Consider the following 16328-nt stretch of genomic DNA (forward strand, 5'->3'; position numbering starts at 1 on the left):
CAGTTGACCGGTCGCTCAGGCGGCAAAGACTTCCATGTCACGGGGAACGGCGGCCAGTTGGCCGGTCAGCCGTCCCAATGCGTATTTCAGAGCTTGGGCCACCATTCCAGGCTGCACGGGCTTGCGCAGGACACCGAGTGTTCCCTGGATCCCGCCCGACACGACCTCGGGGTTTGCCGTCATGAAAACGACGGCTATACCAAATTGCTCCGCCAGCATGCGGCCAATCGCCGGACCCGTTGGCCCGTCGGAAAGATTGACGTCGACGAGGGCGATATCAGCATGGGGTGCCGCCGCCAGCGCCCGCGCCATCGTGTTGGCAATGGCTGCGACTTGCAGTCCATTGCTTTCCACCATGTCTTCGAGATCGAGTGCGATCAGCAGCTCGTCTTCGACAATCAGCACTTTCCTGTCCATCGTCATATCCTTGAAGCCAGGTGGGGCGCATCAGGCCAGCACCTGAGGCTTGCAAAAGCAATACACACTACCTCCACGTACCCACTTGAATGGTCGGATCAGACGAATGTTCCACGCGGAGACAAGAAATTTTCCTGCTACGGTTTCTTGACCATGAAATTGACGCCTTTGCTGGTCTCAGGAGCCCATCTGTTCGCGAATCGTCTCGAGCTCCAGCCATTCCTCCTCCATTTTCGTCACCTTGCCGCGCAGCTTCTCGACTTCCTTTGCGAGAGCATTGAACGTTGCCGGATCCTTGGAAAACAGCTTGGGGTCAGACATTTTCAGTTCGCGGGCAGCAATTTCAGCCTCCGCCTTGGCGATTTCCTTCGGAATATTCTCAAGCGCATAGGTCTGCTTGAACGACATCTTGGCCTTGCCCTTGACGCCGCCCTGGTTACCGGCGTTCGATCCGCCGCCCCGGGCTTTCTCGGCCTTTGCAGCCTTACGAAGCTCGTCGGCAACGCCCTTGCGCTGTATCAACATGTCGGAATAACCGCCGGCATATTCGATCCACCGGCCATCGGGCGCGTCAGGATTCATCGGCGCGATGGTCGAGGTAACGGTACGGTCGAGGAAGTCGCGGTCATGGCTGACGAGAATGACGGTGCCGGCAAAGCTGGCAACGGTTTCCTGCAGCAGATCAAGCGTCTCGATGTCGAGGTCGTTGGTCGGTTCGTCGAGGATGAGGAGATTGGTCGGACGCGACAGGATACGGGCGAGCATCAGGCGGGCGCGTTCACCGCCCGACAATTTGCGGATCGGCGTGCGGGCCTGTTCCGGCGCAAACAGGAAGTCCTTCATGTAGCCCGTGACGTGGCGCTGCTCGCCATTGACGATCAGGCTTTCGCCACGCCCGTCGGTCAGGTAATGGGCCAGCGTCTCCTCGGGATCGAGGTCCTCGCGCTTCTGGTCGAGCGTGGCAATCTCGAGATTGGTGCCGAGCTTCAGCTTGCCGCTGTCCGGCTTCAACTGGCCGGTCAACATCTTCAGCAGCGTTGTCTTGCCGGCGCCGTTCGGACCCACGAGACCGATGCAATCGCCGCGATGAACGCGGATCGAGAACGGTGCAACGATGGTCCGCTCACCATAGGCCTTGGTGATCAGTTCCGCCTCGATAACAAGCTTGCCGGATTCCTGGACGTCGGAGATGTTGGCGTTGACCGAGCCCTGCGGGCCCTTGTGGCCGCGATAATCGGCGCGCATCGTCTGCAGATCGCCGAGGCGGCGCATGTTGCGCTTGCGGCGCGCGGTGACGCCGTAGCGCAGCCAGTGCTCTTCGCGCTCGATCTGCTTGCCGAGCTTGTGCTGCTCCAGCTCTTCCTGCTCAAGCACCGTGTCACGCCAGGCCTCGAAGAAACCAAAGCCCTTGTCGAGGCGACGCGAGGTACCGCGGTCGAGCCAGACGGTGGCTGTCGAGACTTTCTCGAGAAAGCGCCGGTCATGCGAAATAACAACGATGGCGCTGCGGGTCTTCTGTAGCTCGCCTTCCAGCCACTCGATGGTCGGCAGGTCGAGATGGTTGGTCGGTTCGTCCAGCAACAGGATGTCCGGCTCCGGCGCGAGCACCCGGGCGAGTGCGGCGCGGCGCGCTTCTCCGCCCGACAGGCTTTGCGGGTCTTCGTCGCCGGTGAGCCCCAGATGCGACAACAGGTAGGTCAGGCGATAGGGATCGTCCCCCGGCGTCAGCCCGGCCTCGGCATAGGCGAGAACGGTCTTGTGATCGCCAAAATCGGGCGCCTGCTCGAGATAGCGGATCGTCGACGAGGGATGCCGGAAGATCTCGCCGGATTGCGCTTCGACCATACCGGCGGCAATCTTCAGCAGCGTCGACTTGCCGGAACCGTTGCGACCGACCAGCGAGATCTTGTCGCCGGGCTCGACCTGGAAATTGGCACCGGCCAGAAGCGGTGCACCGCCGAAGGAGAGAAAGATGTCATCGAGTTTCAGAATAGGGGGGGCCAAGGGTCAGACTCCGGAAAGGTCATAGGGGCGGGCAAGGACGATGGCCCTGCCGCTCGAAAGGGAAAAGCGCACGATACCCTGCGCAACGTTGGAAATGGTGCGGGAGGCACCGAACGGCAAATGGAAACCGGCAAGCGGATAGCGGGCGTTGTCAATAGACAGGCCATCGAGCGCGCTGAAGCCGGACACAGAAAACAGGCTGCCGGCGGGAAGATCTATCTCCATGGCACCGGCGATCAGCGGCACGGCCTCCTCCTCGCCGGAGGTCAACAGCATCGAGAACCCCTGCTCCGCCAGGCTGACGCCGTAGAGAAGCAACGCCAGTGCATGGTCGGACCGCTCGCCTCCGAGCGCGCCGGCAAGCACCAGGCGACGGGCACCGCGACGGATTGCCTCCTCGATGGCAATCTCGCCATCCGTCTGGGCCTTGGCGGCAGGATAAGGCTGCCGGGGCACATTCGGAAAGGCCTCGCCGAGGTCGGCCGGGCTCGAATCGAAATCGCCGACCCACAGTTCCGGTACCACACCAAGCGCCTGCGCATGCCGCATGCCGCCATCGGCGGCGATGAAGCGACTGCCGGCGACTGCCGCCTGAAGCCGCTCCGTCAGATGCAGCGCTCCGCCGAGCAGGATCGTGAAGGTGGATGAACTCATGGGCCAAGCCCATAGCGCAAAGACCGGTCGATAGGGAAGAGCGACAGTCTGTCATCCGTCAAATGGGCGCCTTTAGGTATCCGAATCCCGGTAGCGCACCCGAAACGCATCCTCGAAGCCACCGATAAACTGATCGAAAAGGCGCGAAAAGGTCTGCATGTCGTCCTCGGACCAATCGGCAACGATATCCCCGATGAGCGCCCGCTTCTGTGCCTGCACCTCTGCAAGCAGCCGCTGGCCGAGCGCGCTCATCACCACGACGATGCGCCTTGCGTCCGCCTGCGATGCCTTGCGGCGCAGGACGCCACGCGTCACCATCTCGGCAACGATACGACTGGCCCGTGACGGATCGATGCGCAGGATCTCGGCAACCGCGCCGACCGTCACCTCGCCCCCCGCCTCCGCCCGTCTGATCGCGTCGAGCACGTCGAGATGCGAGAGCTCCAGGTCCGGCGCCACGTTCTGGATTGCCAGCCGGCTGATCATCCGGCGTCCGGTCATCAGCCGCATCCGCGTCATCACCTGTCCGATATGCTGGATATACGCCTCCTGCGCATCCATCGAAACCGGTTCGTCTGTCTTCAAGGTTACTGTCATTCCGCCACGGTAACAGATCATCGCGAAAAGTTGAATATGCAGAATGCATTCAAATGCGCTTGACAGATATATGCTATCAGCACATATAACGGCCACTCTGGATAGGAAGCCCCATGGATATGCACCTGCCGTCTGCGCCCCTTGTGGCGGATCCCCGTCGCCGGCTGATACTCTATCTGTTCCTGATGGTTGCCATGTTCATGGCGATGCTCGACAACCAGATCGTCTCGACCGCGCTCCCGACCATCGTCGGCGAATTCGGCCATCTCGAGCGTTTCGGCTGGATCGGCTCTGCCTATCTCCTCTCGCTGAGCGCCGTCATGCCGGTCTACGGCAAGCTGGGCGACCTTTTCGGCCGCAAATACGTGATGATCACCGCGATCGCCATCTTCACCGTCGGCTCCGCCATTTGCGGTCTTGCCGTGTCGATGAACACGCTGATTGCTGCCCGCGTCCTTCAAGGCCTTGGCGGCGGCGGTATCCTCGTATCGATCTTCTCGATCAACGCCGACCTGTTCGAGCCTCGAGAGAGAGCCCGCTACCAGAGCTATTCCAGCCTGGTCCTGATGGCATCAGGCGCCATCGGCCCGGTGCTCGGCGGCACGATGAGCGACCTGTTCGGCTGGCGCTCGATCTTTCTCGTCAACATACCGATCGGCTTCATCGTCCTTGCCGGCCTCATCACCATGCTCCCCTACCGGAAACCCGCCCGCAAGCCGCAGATCGACTATGCCGGCGCAATCGTGCTGGCGATGACGACCACCTGCATCGTGCTTGCCGCTGACGGTACCCAGCTGTTCGGATCGCTGCTGTCCCCGGCAGTTCTCGCTATTATCGCATTCGGCATCGTCTGCGCCATTTCCTGGGTCTTCATCGAGCGCCGCGCCCCGGAGCCGATCGTGCCGATGCAGTTGTTCCGCAATCCGACCTTCGGGCTGTTGCTGATCACCTCGCTCACCAGCGGCGCCATCGCCATCGGAATGGTCAACTATTTCGCGCTATTCCTGCAGACGACCACTGGCCTTTCGCCCTCGGTTGCCGGCCTGTTGTTCATTCTCCTGACCGGCGGCATCGTCTGTGGCTCGCTGTCGGCGGGACGGCTTATCTCGGCCACCGGGCGCTACAAGCCCTTCGCCATCGGCAGTGCGGCCTGCAGCATGATTGCCTTTGCGGCCCTGTCGCAAGTCCATGCCGGCACGCCGGTTTATCTGATCGGCGGCCTGATGCTGCTGCATGGCATTGGCATCGGGCTTGCCCAGCAGGTGCCGGTCATCGGCATCCAGAACGCAGCCTCTAGCCGCGATATCGGAGCAGCCACCGGCGCCGTCACGCTGTCGCGCATGGGCGGCGCCTCGATCGCCATCTCCATCTACGGCGCCATCATCGGCTCCCGCCTGCTGCATGTCGGCCTGTCGATCCCCGGCGTCAGCAATATCGAGGAAGTCACGCCGAAGATGATGGCGGCCTTGCCGGCTGCCACGCGCGAAGCCGTGGCCGAAGCCTACGCTGCCGCCTTCAACCCGCTGTTCCTGACGGCGTCGGGCATCTGCCTTGTCGGCCTGGTCACCGCACTTTGCCTTAAGAACGTCCAGCTACCGGGCGCAACCATTGCCAAGACGATCGACCCTGCGGCTGCAGCCCACGTCGCGGATTGATAAAGCTGGGCTTCGCGCGTGTCGGGGCCCCTTGCCATCCACCCCTCCCGCCGCTACATCTTTCCTCGCTCTAACGGGGTGCCTCATGTCCATCCGGACATCTGGCTGAGAGGCTTTCACCAGCCAACCCGCGGAACCTGATCCGGTTAACACCGGCGGAGGGATTAGACGCGCGAAATCGACAGCGCCTATTCTCCGTTTTAACGCGAACCAAGGAGGAGGCGCTTCGATGCCCACCCGATCTCTGACGACATTTATGGCTGGCCTTGTTCTGGCGGCCGGCACGACACTTCTGACCGCTCATGCCAGCCAGGCAGCAGACAAGACACTGACCGTCTATACCTACGAGAGTTTCACCGCCGACTGGGGCCCCGGCCCCAAGGTCAAGGCGGCGTTCGAAAAGACCTGCGGCTGCACCGTCAACTATGTCGCCGTCACCGATGGCGTCGCGCTCCTGTCGCGCCTGAAACTCGAGGGCAAGGACACCAAGGCGGACGTGGTTCTAGGTCTCGACACCAATCTCGTTGATGAAGCCAGGGATACCGGTCTGTTCGAGCCCGCCGGCATCGACACGACGGCCGTGAAGCTGCCGGGCGACTTCAAGGACGACGTCTTCGTTCCCTACGATTACGGGCATTTCGCAGTGGTCTACGACACGCAGGTCATCAAGAACCCGCCGAAGAGCATGAAGGAACTGGTTGAGGGAGACCCGTCGCAGAAGATCGTCATCGAGGATCCGCGTACCTCGACGCCGGGCCTGGGCCTGCTGCTTTGGGTGAAGTCGGTTTATGGCGACAAGTCTGCGGAAGCATGGAAAAAGCTCAAGGGCCGCATCCTGACCGTCACGCCTGGCTGGTCGGAAGCCTATGACCTGTTCACCAAGGGCGAAGCGCCGATGGTGCTCTCCTACACGACGTCGACAGCCTATCACATGATCGCCGACAAGACCGACCGCTACCAGGCGGCATCCTTCTCGGAAGGCCACTACATCCAGATCGAGGTAGCAGGCCTGACGAAAACCTCTGCCAACAAGGATCTGGCGCGCGACTTCCTGAAATTCATGATCACACCCGTTTTTCAAGACATCATCCCGACCAACAACTGGATGATGCCGGTCGCCGCCACCTCGGAGCCGCTGCCGGATGCTTTCGGCAAGCTCGTCGTACCCACCAAGACGTTCCTGATGAGCCCCGCCGAAGTCGACAAGAACCGCAAGGCCTGGATCGACGAATGGCTGGCCGCCACCAGCGGCAACTGATCGAGCCCTATGCTGACGAAATCCGAGCGAGCGAAAGCACTGACCGGCGGGGCTATCAGCCTCGCCGGCATTCTGCTGTTCGTCGGCCTTGCTGTCGGCGCACTGCTCGCCGCCGGCATCGAGACGCAAGGCAACGCTCCTCTGCTCGATCCCTATATCCTGCGGGTCCTGCGGTTCACCTTGTTGCAGGCGACGCTCTCGACGGTGTTGTCGGTAACGCTTGCCATCCCCGTGGCGCGTGCCTTGGCCCGACAACGGAACTTTCCCGGCCGCCTCTGGCTGATCCGCCTCATGGCCGTGCCGATGGGGCTTCCGGTGCTGATCGGCGCCATGGGGCTTCTGGGCATCTGGGGCCGACAGGGCATCGTCAACGACGCCCTGCAGACGCTTGGCCTCGCACAACCGGTCAGCATTTATGGGCTTTCCGGCATTCTCGTAGCCCATGTGTTTTTCAACCTGCCGCTCGCCGTCAGGCTGATGCTGCCGGGCCTCGAGCGCGTGCCGCCGGAATACTGGTTGATGGCATCCGGCCTTGGCATGCGTCCGGGCGCCGTATTCCGCTTCATCGAATGGCCTGTGCTGCGGGCACTCATCCCCGGTATCGCCGGCCTCATCTTCATGCTCTGTGCCACCAGTTTTACCCTGGTCCTGATGCTCGGCGGCGGACCGGCGGCCACGACAATCGAAGTTGCCATCTATCAGGCGCTGCGGTTCGACTTCGACCCCGGCCGTGCCGTTGCACTGGCCTTGCTGCAGGTTGCGATGACCGGCGCCGTGCTTGCCGTGATGGCGCTGCTGCCGGCGCCGGACGATCCGGGCCCCGCAACCGGCAGGGCGCCACGCCGCCTCGACGGGCGGCAGCGTCTGGCGCAACTGTCCGACGGCGCGGTGATCGCGACTGTTGCGCTGTTCATCGTGCTGCCGCTGGTGTCCGTCGCGGTGGCAGGCATGGAGGCCAACCTCGGCGGGCTCGCCAGCCAGCCGGTCTTCCTGCAGGCGCTGCTGACCAGCCTTGCCATCGCGCTTTCCGCCGGCCTGCTCGCTGTCATCCTCTCGCTGGCAATCGTGCGAGCCCGCTATGCCATCTCGTCGGTGCGAAAAGGCACGACAGGCCTCCGCGCCTTTTCGGCGACGCTCGGTGCCGCCTCATCGCTTGTCCTCTTGGCGCCGCCGATCGTGCTGGCGACCGGATGGTTCATGGCGCTGCGTCCCTTCGGAGATCCGACGCGGTTTGCGGCCACCCTCATCGTCTGCATCAACATGCTGATGGCGCTACCCTTCGTCATCCGCGTCGTCGAACCGGCCTTTGCCATTCACACCGCCCGCACCGGTCGGCTGGCAGCAAGTCTCGGTCTCACGGGCTTTTCCCGCTTGCGCCACGTAGACTGGCCCGGGCTGCGCAAGCCGCTGTTTACGGCACTGTCCTTCGCCATGGCGCTGTCGCTTGGCGACCTCGGTGCGGTGGCGCTTTTCGGCTCCGGCAATATCGTCACCCTGCCATGGCTGGTCTATAGCCGGCTCGGCAGCTATCGTACCAACGACGCAGATGGCTATGCGCTGCTGCTGGGCCTGCTTTGCCTCGCATTGACGGTGGCCGGAACCGCAGGCCAGGCATCCAGGGCCGAGAAAGGCGGCAGGCTGTGAACTCTCTCCCCGATCTTATCCTGTCGGACGTGCGGTTGCGGCTGGGCGGCCACGATTTCCGCTTCCAGTGCACCCTTCCCGCCGGCAAGATCATTGCCGTCACCGGCCCGTCGGGCGCCGGCAAATCGACCTTTCTCAATCTGCTGGCCGGCTTCGAGACGCCGGATAGCGGCAGTATCATGCTGAACGACACCGATGTCACCGCGATGAGCCCAGCCGAGCGGCCCGTGTCGCTGGTGTTCCAAGATAACAACCTATTTGCCCATCTCGACCTCTTCACCAATATCGGTCTTGGGCTGAGCCCATCGCTGCGGCTCAGCACCGACGATCGCCGGCTGATCTCGGATGCCCTCGCACGCGTCGGTCTCAAGGGCTTCGAAAAGCGGATGCCGGGCACTCTGTCCGGCGGCGAACGGCAGCGCGCAGCCTTTGCTCGGGCGCTGATCCGCGACCGGCCGATCCTGCTGCTGGACGAACCTTTTGCATCCCTAGACCCCAGCCTTCGCGCCGGCATGGCCGACCTGCTGAAGGAGTTGCACCGCGAGACCGGCAACACGGTGTTGATCGTCTCCCACGATCCGCGCGAAGTGCGTCAGCTTGCCGACCATGCGGTGTTCATCGATGCCGGCGAAATCCGCCTGACAGCCCCGATAGATGGCTTTCTCGAGGCACTCGGCCTGCCCGCTTTGCAGCGCTTTTTGCAGATTTGAGGCCATGATCGCGCCGCGGCACGACTTTTGCCGCAATTTCGGTGTTGCACGACAATGTAATCTCGAACCGATGCTTGCCAAAATGCAACGACGCCACAATTAAGCAGAGTCTCGCTATGCAACTAAGGCCTAAATCAGTTAGAGCAGTGGGAGCAGACCATCGACAAATGCGGCGCGAAAGCGCGGATGGATCTAAACCTCGAGCATGTGGGACGACGATCAGCGCGATCTTGCGACCTGCCGACATTAAGACACGACAAGCGGAACTGAAGTCCTGAAGCAGCCCGAGCGCATGGAACGAACGAGGACACGCTTGCGCCCTTCCAGGCTGCGCGGCGCTGCTACGTCGTGCCGGCGCTACGTCCTGCTGCTGGCAGCAGCGACAGTGCTGAATAGCTGCCAGTCGCTGATGGACCAGACGTACCAGCCAAACGTCTCGCCATCGGCCAATCCGCAGATCGTCTCGGAAGTCCAGAAGAACGATCCCCGCGCCCAGATGGGCGCACGCGAGCATCCCCGCATCGTTGCCAGCTATGGCGGCGAATACAAGGATGCAAAGACCGAGCGGCTTGTGGCCCGCATTGCCGGCGCCCTCACCAGCGTCTCGGAAAATCCGCTACAATCCTACCGCATCACCATTCTGAACTCGCCGGCTATTAACGCCTTCGCCCTACCGGGCGGCTACCTATACGTCACCCGTGGCCTGCTGGCGCTCGCCAACGATGCTTCTGAAGTGGCGGCCGTGCTTGCCCACGAGATGGCCCACGTGACCGCCAATCACGGCATCGAGCGGCAGAAGCGCGAAGAGGCTGAGGTCATCGCCAGCCGCGTCGTCGGCGAGGTTCTTTCCAGCGACATCGCCGGCAAGCAGGCATTGGCGCGCGGCAAGCTGCGTCTGGCTGCATTCTCGCGCCAGCAGGAATTGCAAGCCGACGAGATCGGCATTCGCACGCTCGGCCAGGCCGGATACGACCCCTACGCCGCCGCCCGCTTCCTGGATTCGATGGAAGCCTACAGTCGCTACCAGTCGGCAAACTCCGACGCCGACCAGAGCCTCGACTTCCTATCGAGCCATCCGAGCACGCCGCAGCGCATCGATCTTGCGCGCGAGCATGCCCGCGAGTTCGGCGAGCAGGGCAAGGTCGGAGACACCGGCCGCGACTATTATCTCAACGGTATCGATGGGCTGCTCTATGGCGACAGCCCGGAAGAAGGTTACGTTCGTGGCCAGGTGTTCCTGCACGGTGGCCTCGGTATCCGTTTCGAGGTGCCGCCGGAATTCCGCATCGACAACAAGGTCGAGGCAGTGCTGGCGACCGGCCCCGGCGACATAGCCGTCCGCTTCGATGGCGTCGCCGACACGCAGAACCAGTCGCTGACCAATTATATCTCGAGCGGATGGGTCACCGGCTTGGATCCGGCAACCATCAAGCCGATGGTCGTAAACGGCATGGAGGCGGCAACGGCACGGGCATCGGCCGACCGTTGGGATTTCGACGTGACCGTCATTCGCGACAAGTCGCAGATATTTCGTTTCCTGACCGCAGTTCCCAAGGGCAGCGCAGCACTGGAGCAGACGGCTGATGTCCTTCGCGCCAGCTTCCGCCACATCACACCGGCCGAAGCCGCATCGCTGAAACCGCTGCGTGTCCGCGTCCTCACCGTCCAGCCGGGCGACAACATCACGACGCTCGCCTCCCGCATGATGGGGACCGACCGCAAGCTTGACCTCTTCAAGCTGATCAATGCGCTCCAGACAGGCTCATCCGTCTCTCCCGGCGACCGCGTCAAGATCATCGCCGAATAGCGTCACCGTCGCGCCCGACCGCATCTTGCACGTGCGTGATCCTCGCTTGTTCGATGAAATTTCCTCCACCATCGCGCGGTCCGGTTTCGCCTTTCATCGTGCGCATATCGAATTACCGAAAGCGTCCTGATCGAAGATCAGGAACTCGCTTTGGATAGTAGCCGGCAGTTCAAGAGTGCAGGCTTCGGGATTGCCCTCGATGACTTCGGAACCGGCTTCTCCAGCCTCACCCGTCTCGACGCTTTGCCGTCGACAAGCTGAAGATCAATGCCGGTTTCGTAAAGACGATGGACGTCCATGCCGGGAGCCACAAGATCGTGGCGGCCGTTATCGGATTGGGGCAAAGCCTCGGCATGGCAGCCGTTGCCGAAGATGGGGGGTGAGATAAGCGTGATGCCCAATGCCATATTGCAGCTGTTCAAGTCGTAGACCGTCAGCGGCCTGGGCATCCACCGCCAAAAAAATGTTGCGATGCCCGATGAAGGTTGAGTTGCCTTTCAAGCAGTGCCCGAAGCGCAGCGCTCCCCATTGCCGGCGGGACAATGGGGAGCGCTTTGGTATTCATATCGCCGAAGAGCCTAAATATCAGACGCCTCTGTTGACTGCGACTGTAGCGACCGGAATTGCCCGAGTGCCGACCGAACCGCCGAACCACGAGGCGACTGCACCGAGCAGCAGGGCGATGAAGGCAAGGATGGCGCCGCTGGACACAACCTTGGTAGCTGTCTGCGCGGCGTCGATAGCCTTCTGCTTGGCTGCTTCCATGTTCGTGCGATACGTTGCTTCGTACTGGGCAACCTGCGCCTTAGCCTGATCGACAGGGATGTTTTGAGCCTTTGCAATCGCATCTGCAGCACGGTTGCGGGCATCGTCAGCCTTTGCCTGGTCGCCGGTGATCACTGCCTGTACGGCGCTGACAGCAGCTGCGCGAAGGGCTTCAGGATCGTTGCCGCCGCTGGCGTTGCGGATCTGCTTCTCGATGTCTGCCATCGGGTTGTTGGCGTTTGCAGCCATTGGAGCGGCAGCCGAGACGGCTGTGCTTGCTGTTTGTCCAACGCCGCCCAGCATGCTGCCGAGACCGCTGAATGCGCCGCCCACCACGGCACCGATCGATGTGGTCAGCAGGTACAGGATGACCAGCGTGGTTACAGCCCATGTTGTCAGGCCATGGAAGGAGCCCGTCGACTTGCTTGGCCGACCGGACAGGCGCCCGGCGACATAAGCACCCACGAATGCGGCGATGAGCCCCGCAACGACGAACCAGATGCCGCCGCCGATGGAAAAGGAGCTGGCGGACGGATTGTCGTATTTGGCAGGGTCAACGACGGCAGCACCGATGCCGACACCGAGGAGGTTGAGAAGGAACTGGACGGCAAGCGCCACGGCGACGCCTGCGAAAATCGCTCCCCAGGAAATCTTGTTGAAAAGAGCAGAGTCGCTCGGGTCTGCAGCGTAGGCGAGTTCGGCGCGGCGGTTGATGCCAACGGGGTCTGTCATGGGTCGAGTCCTGATGTTCGAAAGTTGATTGAGAAAGACCCGCATCCGAGGGCGGTCGTACTCTTTTTGACCTCGGAGGCAATTCTTGTGACTGTGGGGATAGTTGACGCGCTCCTGCCTGCTTCCACCGTGATCCGGGGTCGGGTGGCAGGGCGCGTCAAAGTTCGGACTATCGTCTTGCGGGGCTCCTCGACCTCGTCTTTGTTGACGGGCGAATGGCCATTTATAAAAGGCGCAGTAACCGCGTTTAGGCTGAGTTCAGAGCCCGCAGACTGGATAATCAGAGCTTCTTGTCGAGATAGTCTGATGCCTTCTGAGCACCGTCCTTAACAGCGGCCTTTGCTTCGCCGGCGGCCTGCTGGCCTTCACCCTTGATCTCCTGCAGCTTGCCTTCAGCCTGGAGCTTTTCGCTGCCAACCAGCTTGCCGACGCCCTGCTTGATGTTGCCGATCGCTTCGTTTGCGAGACCGGATGCCTTGTCTGTGGTGCTGCTCATGAGACGCCTCATTTCGTTGACTTTACAGGGCGCAAAACGCAAGCGTCGACATCTTGTTCCGCTAATGTAGAAAATTATATCGAGGATAAGTGAGGGCCGGAATTTGGTGATGTAGACGTCGTCAACCAGCGAGGGAGTTTAGCCTGCGGTTAAGCGCGCCCCTCAGTATCTGCGCAGCAACGCAACAGCCGGTACATCGCCGAGAGTCTGAATTTTACTGCAGCAGGATTGCGGATTTTGGCGAGGGCGTTGGGGTCGGCATGTCAACGGTGCTCATGGGAGCCATTATGCAGTCCTGCGCCTATGTGGTTGCAAATCAAAAGATGGATTTGGTGCAGAGCGACTGACTTAATCAGTTAAAGAAATTGGGGCATCCACTCACCTGAAACGCGTCCGCGTAAGTGGCGATGCAATACGCTGAAAGCACGCAGCGTATCGGATTGCATTTCCGTTAAGTGCAGAAGCTATCGCGAGAGACGCAAGTATCTTCCAAATCTGAGCCGTTTTGCCTTACGCAAATGCCGCCATGTGCGGATCGGCAACAACCAGCGCGCTGCGAAGCTTTTCGATGGCGCGGCTTTCGATCTGGCGAACACGCTCTTTGGAAATGCCGAGATCGGCACCGAGTTCTTCGAGAGTTGCGCCATCCTCAGCCAGGCGACGGGCGCTGATGATCTTCATCTCGCGTTCGTTCAGATGGGTGAGGGCTGCGGCAAGCCATTTGCGCCGGCGCTCGCCGTCGATCATCGATGTCACCTGCTCGTCCGGCAGCGGCTCGTTACTGACCAGAAAATCCATCCGCTCGGCACTATCGGCATCGCCGGAGATCGACGGGGCCTGCAGAGAGGCATCGTTGCCGGAGAGACGGGCATCCATCACCTGCACATCGTTCAGACTGACGCCGAGAGCAGCTGCAATTTCCTGATGGATGGACTGGACAGTCAGCTGCGTATCGCCCTTGGCGAGCTTGGCGCGCAGCCGGCGGAGGTTGAAAAACAGCGCTTTCTGGGCCGAACTCGTGCCGCCACGAACGATCGACCAGTTGCGCAGGATATAGTCTTGGATGGAAGCGCGGATCCACCAGCTTGCATAGGTCGAGAAGCGCACTTCCCGCTCGGGCTCGAAGCGGGCAGCGGCTTCCAGCAGGCCCACGTACCCTTCCTGAACGAGGTCGCTCATCGGCAGGCCGAAGTTGCGGAACTTGCCGGCCATGGAGATGACAAGGCGCATATGGGCGGTCGCAATCTTGTTGCGGGCGCCGCGGTCATCGTTTTCCTTCCAGCGAAGTGCAAGATCGTGCTCTTCGCTTCGCTCGAGATAGGGAGCCGCCATTGCGATTTTGATCATGCGTCGATCTGCAGACATGGTCGTCATATCATTCTCCCTAATGTCGGCATCGCGCCGGAAGCAGAAAAAGCAGTGCCTGATCCGCGCAGACGCTGCGCAGATGACCTTTGGTGTCGGCGATCGGGGTTTTAAATAGGCCCCTGATCTTTAATGTGTTTTCGTCAGGGCTTGTCGGATCGGTGCGGTGGACTATGTATTGTCTGAGAGACATAAAGCCTTGGAATTGAACGCATGATCCGGCCCCAAGTTGGTGGACGCGGCAGGTCCTCTGCCGGAATTACATGCGATTAACGCAACGAAAAAATAAAAGTTCCAAAGAAAAACCCGGCACAAGGGCCGGGTTTTTGAAGAATGCTGCCTATATGATTATGCCGCTTCGTCTTGCGACTCTTCCTCTTCCAGAACCTTGCCTCGCTTCGGTCCCTTGTTGAGGTTGGTCTCGACGACACGAACGGCTTCCGTTTCCGACAGGCGGTTGACGGCAGCAATTTCGCGAGCCATCCGGTCCAGCGCTGCTTCATAAAGCTGGCGCTCGGAGTAGGACTGCTCCGGCTGGTTCTCGGCGCGATAAAGATCGCGGACGACTTCAGCAATCGAGATCAGGTCGCCGGAATTGATCTTCGCATCATATTCCTGCGCCCGACGCGACCACATGGTACGCTTGACGCGGGCTTTACCCTGCACGACCTTCAATGCACGTTCGACGAAATCGCTTTCCGACAGCTTGCGCATGCCGATACTCATGGCTTTCGCCACCGGAACCTTCAAACGCATCTTGTCCTTTTCGAAATCAATCACGAAAAGTTCAAGCGTCATGCCAGCCACTTCTTGATCTTCAATCGCGGTGATCGTACCCACACCGTGGGCGGGATAAACGATCGATTCGCCGGTTTTGAAGCCGTGGCGCACTGAAGGTTTCTTCTGTTGGGTCGTCATTCTTATCAAAAACTCCCTGTTATGCACCCGGCGAGCGCCGAGGCCGGGTCAGTCAGGCCCGGATGAGACGGATAACCGTCGGGGTGACTACATGCTGGTCCACCAAAGGCGCAGAAAACAATCCATTCATCGCGATCCTTGACCCGACAACTCATAATGTTGATATGTCAAGGAAACCGCGTGCGGGATTGTTTGTTTGCTTTCGTGGTGAAAAGAAGCATCAAGATGCCTCAATGGATCAGTAGTGCGACCCTAGCACAAAAATCTGAGGAAATCAATAATTTGCTTTGCAGTGCCGTATTTGCACGCCAATTCGGACGCGCGCCATGATTCGGCGCAACGTTCGTTTGGAGGCAAGGATCAGTCGCCAGAACCGGGGTTGGCAGAGAAGTATTTCTCGAACTTGCCGGTCTCGCCATCCATCTGCTTTGCTTCGGCCATCGGCTCCCGCTTGACCGTGATGTTTGGCCACTGGGTCGCGTAATCGGCATTGATTTTCAACCACTTGTCGAGGCCCGGTTCGGTATCGGGCTTAATGGCTTCAGCCGGACATTCCGGTTCGCAGACGCCGCAATCGATGCACTCGTCGGGATGGATGACGAGAAAATTCTCGCCTTCGTAAAAGCAGTCTACCGGGCAGACTTCAACGCAATCGGTGTATTTGCAACGTACGCAATTGTCGGTCACGACGTAGGTCATGATGAACTCCAGGATTTTTCAAGTTTTCCGGGGACGCACGACCTGGAACGTCGCGCCTTTCCATCGGGTACCGGCAACCTGCCTCGTCCCGGAGGCAAGTAAACCGGCTGTCTCAGCGGGTTGCTCGTCAGGTATCGGCTTTGTCGGCAGATTTCAAGATTAAACAGTCTCTAAATCTCAAGCCTGCCGGCATCGTATTCTACTCGTCGTCCGCCATCAGCCGGTCGATCTCGCGGCGCTGGCGCTTCGTCGGGCGTCCGGCGCCGGGGTCGCGCAGCGCTTGTTCGAACAGGGTCAGCTTCTTCGTTTCATCCGGTGGCGGCGTGATGTCCTCATACAGCAGCTTGGCTTCCTCGAAAGGACCTCGCCTCTCCCCGGGCAGTCTGACAACGAGAACTATGTCCCGTCGTTCCAGCGACAGTTCGATCTTGTCGCCGGGCCTGACGCCATGGCTCGGCTGGATGATGCGCTCGCCATTGATCCGTACGTTGCCCTTAAGCACGTAGGTCTGCGCCAGCGAGCGGGATTTTATCATGCGGGCGAAAAACAGCCACTTGTCGATGCGCTGTCGCGAACCGCTTGAGACCTGTCTTTCGTCCACCATGGC

General features: G+C 60.7%; 16 protein-coding genes and 1 riboswitch. Of the genes, 6 read left to right on the forward strand and 10 right to left on the reverse strand.

The annotated features are described in order from the left end of the window. Nucleotides 1-15 precede the first annotated feature (15 nt). From J5289_RS01075 to J5289_RS01090, 4 genes are all read right to left on the reverse strand, one after another. Nucleotides 16-417 (reverse strand): response regulator, encoded by a 402-nt coding sequence (locus J5289_RS01075; protein WP_209185325.1) that lies wholly within the window; start codon nucleotides 415-417, stop codon nucleotides 16-18. 177 nt (nucleotides 418-594) lie between these two features. Beyond that, entirely contained in the window at nucleotides 595-2421 is a 1827-nt protein-coding gene (locus tag J5289_RS01080) for an ABC-F family ATP-binding cassette domain-containing protein (protein ID WP_209187646.1), read from the reverse strand. A gap of 3 nt (nucleotides 2422-2424) precedes the next feature. Beyond that, nucleotides 2425-3075: a thiamine diphosphokinase gene (locus tag J5289_RS01085; RefSeq protein WP_209185327.1), complete on the reverse strand. Its 651-nt coding sequence runs from the start codon at nucleotides 3073-3075 to the stop codon at nucleotides 2425-2427. A gap of 72 nt (nucleotides 3076-3147) precedes the next feature. Further along, nucleotides 3148-3672, reverse strand: a complete 525-nt coding sequence (locus J5289_RS01090; RefSeq protein WP_374108251.1) for a MarR family winged helix-turn-helix transcriptional regulator — start codon at nucleotides 3670-3672, stop codon at nucleotides 3148-3150. A gap of 113 nt (nucleotides 3673-3785) precedes the next feature. On the opposite strand from J5289_RS01090, the gene J5289_RS01095 reads away from it, so the two are divergent. The 6 genes from J5289_RS01095 to J5289_RS01120 all read left to right on the forward strand — a co-directional run bounded on the left by J5289_RS01095 (nucleotide 3786) and on the right by J5289_RS01120 (nucleotide 11007). Then, nucleotides 3786-5327, forward strand: coding sequence for an MDR family MFS transporter (locus J5289_RS01095; RefSeq protein ID WP_209185328.1), 1542 nt, complete (start codon nucleotides 3786-3788; stop codon nucleotides 5325-5327). A gap of 64 nt (nucleotides 5328-5391) precedes the next feature. Continuing rightward, a riboswitch (TPP riboswitch) is annotated at nucleotides 5392-5508 on the forward strand. 48 nt (nucleotides 5509-5556) lie between these two features. Beyond that, complete coding sequence (gene thiB, locus J5289_RS01100) at nucleotides 5557-6585, forward strand: thiamine ABC transporter substrate binding subunit (RefSeq protein ID WP_209207505.1); 1029 nt, start codon at nucleotides 5557-5559, stop codon at nucleotides 6583-6585. 9 nt (nucleotides 6586-6594) lie between these two features. Then, entirely contained in the window at nucleotides 6595-8229 is a 1635-nt protein-coding gene (thiP, locus tag J5289_RS01105) for a thiamine/thiamine pyrophosphate ABC transporter permease ThiP (RefSeq protein ID WP_209185330.1), read from the forward strand. Continuing rightward, a complete protein-coding gene (locus J5289_RS01110; protein WP_209185331.1) occupies nucleotides 8226-8939 on the forward strand; it encodes an ATP-binding cassette domain-containing protein in 714 nt (237 codons plus the stop codon). The genes thiP and J5289_RS01110 overlap by 4 nt, the downstream gene beginning before the upstream one ends. A 292-nt stretch (nucleotides 8940-9231) precedes the next feature. Next, nucleotides 9232-10746 carry a M48 family metalloprotease gene (locus tag J5289_RS01115; RefSeq protein WP_142824610.1) on the forward strand — a complete coding sequence of 505 codons (1515 nt, stop codon included), beginning with the start codon at nucleotides 9232-9234 and terminating at the stop codon, nucleotides 10744-10746. A 150-nt stretch (nucleotides 10747-10896) separates the two neighbouring features. Continuing rightward, on the forward strand, nucleotides 10897-11007 hold the full coding sequence (locus J5289_RS01120) for an EAL domain-containing protein (RefSeq protein WP_209185332.1): 111 nt from the start codon (nucleotides 10897-10899) through the stop codon (nucleotides 11005-11007). A 324-nt stretch (nucleotides 11008-11331) separates the two neighbouring features. Here J5289_RS01120 and J5289_RS01125 read toward each other — a convergent pair whose 3' ends face one another. From J5289_RS01125 to J5289_RS01150, 6 genes are all read right to left on the reverse strand, one after another. Beyond that, on the reverse strand, nucleotides 11332-12243 hold the full coding sequence (locus J5289_RS01125; RefSeq protein WP_209185333.1) for a PhnA-like protein: 912 nt from the start codon (nucleotides 12241-12243) through the stop codon (nucleotides 11332-11334). 280 nt (nucleotides 12244-12523) lie between these two features. Beyond that, nucleotides 12524-12739, reverse strand: a complete 216-nt coding sequence (locus J5289_RS01130) for a CsbD family protein (protein WP_142828771.1) — start codon at nucleotides 12737-12739, stop codon at nucleotides 12524-12526. A gap of 510 nt (nucleotides 12740-13249) precedes the next feature. After that, the gene (locus J5289_RS01135; protein ID WP_111219530.1) at nucleotides 13250-14113 is read right to left on the reverse strand and encodes an RNA polymerase factor sigma-32; all 864 of its coding nucleotides are present in this window, start codon (nucleotides 14111-14113) and stop codon (nucleotides 13250-13252) included. A 339-nt stretch (nucleotides 14114-14452) separates the two neighbouring features. After that, on the reverse strand, nucleotides 14453-15022 hold the full coding sequence (locus J5289_RS01140) for a CarD family transcriptional regulator (protein WP_111219528.1): 570 nt from the start codon (nucleotides 15020-15022) through the stop codon (nucleotides 14453-14455). Between the two features lie 360 nt (nucleotides 15023-15382). Next, complete coding sequence (gene fdxA, locus J5289_RS01145) at nucleotides 15383-15721, reverse strand: ferredoxin FdxA (protein WP_111219526.1); 339 nt, start codon at nucleotides 15719-15721, stop codon at nucleotides 15383-15385. 199 nt (nucleotides 15722-15920) lie between these two features. Beyond that, on the reverse strand, nucleotides 15921-16325 hold the full coding sequence (locus tag J5289_RS01150; protein WP_142824605.1) for an RNA-binding S4 domain-containing protein: 405 nt from the start codon (nucleotides 16323-16325) through the stop codon (nucleotides 15921-15923). Between the last annotated feature and the right edge of the window lie 3 nt (nucleotides 16326-16328).

This window comes from Rhizobium sp. B230/85 (genome assembly GCF_019355735.1).
GTDB classification, from domain to species: domain Bacteria; phylum Pseudomonadota; class Alphaproteobacteria; order Rhizobiales; family Rhizobiaceae; genus Rhizobium; species Rhizobium rhododendri.

Coding starts and splice junctions, on each gene's coding strand:
- J5289_RS01115 (WP_142824610.1), top strand. CDS start 9,232: ATGGAACGAACGAGGACACGCTTGCGCCCTTCCAGGCTGCGCGGCGCT.
- J5289_RS01085 (WP_209185327.1), bottom strand. CDS start 3,075: ATGAGTTCATCCACCTTCACGATCCTGCTCGGCGGAGCGCTGCATCTG.
- J5289_RS01140 (WP_111219528.1), bottom strand. CDS start 15,022: ATGACGACCCAACAGAAGAAACCTTCAGTGCGCCACGGCTTCAAAACC.
- J5289_RS01075 (WP_209185325.1), bottom strand. CDS start 417: ATGGACAGGAAAGTGCTGATTGTCGAAGACGAGCTGCTGATCGCACTC.
- thiP (WP_209185330.1), top strand. CDS start 6,595: ATGCTGACGAAATCCGAGCGAGCGAAAGCACTGACCGGCGGGGCTATC.
- J5289_RS01125 (WP_209185333.1), bottom strand. CDS start 12,243: ATGACAGACCCCGTTGGCATCAACCGCCGCGCCGAACTCGCCTACGCT.
- J5289_RS01135 (WP_111219530.1), bottom strand. CDS start 14,113: ATGACGACCATGTCTGCAGATCGACGCATGATCAAAATCGCAATGGCG.
- J5289_RS01095 (WP_209185328.1), top strand. CDS start 3,786: ATGGATATGCACCTGCCGTCTGCGCCCCTTGTGGCGGATCCCCGTCGC.
- fdxA (WP_111219526.1), bottom strand. CDS start 15,721: ATGACCTACGTCGTGACCGACAATTGCGTACGTTGCAAATACACCGAT.
- J5289_RS01130 (WP_142828771.1), bottom strand. CDS start 12,739: ATGAGCAGCACCACAGACAAGGCATCCGGTCTCGCAAACGAAGCGATC.
- J5289_RS01090 (WP_374108251.1), bottom strand. CDS start 3,672: ATGACAGTAACCTTGAAGACAGACGAACCGGTTTCGATGGATGCGCAG.
- J5289_RS01150 (WP_142824605.1), bottom strand. CDS start 16,325: ATGGTGGACGAAAGACAGGTCTCAAGCGGTTCGCGACAGCGCATCGAC.
- thiB (WP_209207505.1), top strand. CDS start 5,557: ATGCCCACCCGATCTCTGACGACATTTATGGCTGGCCTTGTTCTGGCG.